The 2,542-nt window shown below is 39.8% G+C and carries 2 protein-coding genes; both read right to left on the bottom strand.

All coding sequences use genetic code 11. From position 1 onward, the window contains the following. On the bottom strand, positions 1-155 hold a 155-nt coding region (locus tag Hs30E_RS11625), incomplete at its 3' end, for a DUF4176 domain-containing protein (RefSeq protein ID WP_172209933.1). Between the two features lie 83 nt (positions 156-238). Beyond that, on the bottom strand, positions 239-2,542 hold a 2,304-nt coding region (gene essC / locus Hs30E_RS10760), incomplete at its 5' end, for a type VII secretion protein EssC (RefSeq protein WP_172209932.1).

Here is a 2,542-nt window from a genome sequence, read left to right as displayed (position 1 = left end):
CTTTCCCCAAACGGATGGGGGACACCTTTATAAATCGGTAAAAAACGCTCATCCTCCTGTTTCCGAAAAATTCTAGCTATGATAACATAAGCACTCTCATCATTTTTGATTTTGACCGCAGTACCAAGAGGAAGTAAACTTAATTCTTCAGACATATTGCCCTCCTTTATTTGAACTTCAAGCTAACTTTCTAGGAAAGTTTGCACAACTACATCGCAACGCTTTCAGTATCATGTTTTCACTTAGTGAATGTTGGTAATTTTAACTTGTCAAATAGCGAGCCGCCACGCATAACATAAAAACTTTCATGCAACAATAGCGCTGGTTCTTGTGAATGACCTGTTGTTTTAATCACTGGTGAATCATAAGCTCTTGCACCAATCAAACCTGAGAATTTCAAATCACGAAGTGCTTTGGGAACTGCCTCAAATGACCGTGCAAAGTATTCATGTGGACTAAAGATAATAAAGTTCAGTCCCACTTTGTTGGTATTTTTCAAAGCAAGAACCAAATTCTCCACTTTCAAGCCAGTTTTTGCGACAAAATCTGCCAAATCGCTTATCACAATTAACATCGGCTCTCCCTGCTCTTTTTTCTTAGCAAGTGTCAGATAAGCAACAATACCCGAAACAATTTCCTTAGCATCACCATTATCTTTGATTAAGCTCACATTTTGAGATAAAGTTGTCGTTTCTAATACCTCGTCAAATTTTTCATTAAAATCAACAAGCAAGACTTCCGTTTTTATCTGAGCAAGCTGTAACAACAACATTTTTTGGAAAAGTACCTCTTGCTCATCATCCATTGGCGCAAACAAGAAATAAGGTTGTTTGTTTGGGAGATAACCCAAAACTTCTGTGGTCGCTGTGGACAAACCAAACGGTAAAGCTTGGATAGCTTGCAACTTAGCAACACCAGATAATTCTTCAAAAGTATCAAGTGTCAATTCTTCAGGCACCATAGGAATCTTCTGGGGGCGTTCGCCAGTCCAAGAACTATCAAGTAAAGCAACTTCTCGTTCAAGATTTTCAAGAATCTCTGATTCTGTCTGTCCCTCAACTGGCAAATAAAACTGAATAGCTGTCGGCACATCACGCATTACCTGTCCACGACCATTGGTTGCTTCCTGCATGACTTTCTCACGACCCATGACCGTTCCGACTTCACTTTCCTCATTCAAGTACAACACCATTTTTGTTGCGATATTACTCATCATATTCATCCGAATACCGCCCACACGATTGGCTGTGATAATGAGGTAAACACCAAGACTTGCACCATCACGCAAGATTTGGAGTAACAGATTATCTATCGTATCCTTACGTTTATCATTTGAAGTCAAGCCATCATAACTGTCAAGAATCGTGACAATAACAGGTAATTTCTGATTAGTTTTAGTTTCATATTGAACAAGACTTGCGACACCTGCATTTTTGAAAAGTTTCTTACGATTGGCAAGTTCTCCCGCAATTCTATCCAACATCTTTTGCAACTTTTCAACCTCTTCAAGTGTCACAATATCTGCTACATGCGGTAAAGCTTTAAGTGGTAAAAGACCATTATTACCGAAATCAAGTAGATTAAGATTAAGCTGTTCGGGCGTATTTTGACGTGACAAGCTCAACGCTAACGTCTGTAAAATAGTTGATTTGCCATAGCCTGGACTTGCGAAAATAGCTGTATGTCCTTGTTTTTCAAGGTCGAACTCATAAACTTCTTGTGCTTGTTTGCTTGGAATATCAAGCAAACCTAAAGGCACATTTAGACTGCGCTTTTTAGCTCGCTTGACAAATGGTGCTGGCAATTGCTTGTCAAGATTTGGCAACCATGGTTTATCTGGTTGTACAAGCTCTGAATTATCAAAGATAGTCTCAATCTCAGTGATAACCTCCTCTAATTGACTTTTTAAATCACTCGTGTCCTTACCTTGTACGACTTCTTCATCTGGGTCATACATTAACTCATACTGCCCCAAATCATTGATTCTGAAAACACGCTCATCAACTTTTTCATCACTACTCGCCTCAGGGTCATAGGGAATACCAGCATAACCACTTTGGAAAAGTTCATAAACTTCATTTTGACCGACTTTCAGATAACCACGACCTGGATTTGTAATATGCGCCGCATCTGGTGTTTTCAAAAGTTCATTTGAATCTTGTGGACTTGCCATTTTTAGCGCAATTTTACTTGTTGAATTAGCTTCTATTTGGTCATTGACGACACCGCTTGGCTTTTGTGTTGCGAGAATCAAGTGAACACCGAGTGAGCGTCCAATACGAGCAACTGAAGTCAATTCATCCAAAAATTCTGGTACATTTGCCTTCAACTCCGCAAACTCATCTGAAACTAAGATAAGATGTGGAAGTGGCTTAGTCGGATAAGTGACTTCTGGTTTGGGCGTGTGCCGTTGCTTATATAGCGACATATAATCATTGATACTATTGACACCGTACTTGGCAAACTCACGTTGGCGTTTAGCAAGCTCTGCCTTGATACTGGCAAGCGCTCTTGCTGTTCCAGCACCGTCCAAGTTAGTAAT

It is taken from the genome of Pseudolactococcus hodotermopsidis, assembly GCF_011170085.1.
GTDB lineage: Bacteria > Bacillota > Bacilli > Lactobacillales > Streptococcaceae > Pseudolactococcus > Pseudolactococcus hodotermopsidis.
Note: the sequence above shows the minus strand (reverse complement) of the source record. Positions and strands in the feature narration are given on the sequence as shown.